Here is a 250-nt window from a genome sequence, read left to right as displayed (position 1 = left end):
GCAGTGCTGTTTGTCGTTTTAGGTTTATTAGTCACGCCATCGAACGTCCTCAATGTTTGGTATTACTCGGTCGCCATTGCCGCCTTTATGATTTTGATTGCCCGTCCCATCGCGGTCTATACCAGCGTGAAGCCTTTTAAGTTTAAAGACAGAGAGATTGGCTTTATTTCTTGGGTGGGCTTGCGTGGCGCTGTGCCTATTACTCTTGCGATATTGCCTGTCATGGCAGGGATAGACAACGCCTTTATGC

At 47.6% G+C, this 250-nt stretch carries 1 protein-coding gene; it reads left to right on the top strand.

Going from position 1 to position 250, the window contains the following annotated elements:
- Nucleotides 1–250 (top strand): cation:proton antiporter domain-containing protein (locus AAEZ03_RS28380; RefSeq protein WP_350583294.1); only part of this gene is annotated, 250 nt, incomplete at both ends.

The sequence above is a fragment of the Pseudomonas sp. HY2-MNA-CIBAN-0224 genome (assembly GCF_040310285.1).
Lineage (GTDB): Bacteria > Pseudomonadota > Gammaproteobacteria > Pseudomonadales > Pseudomonadaceae > Aquipseudomonas > Aquipseudomonas helleri.
Note: the sequence above shows the minus strand (reverse complement) of the source record. Positions and strands in the feature narration are given on the sequence as shown.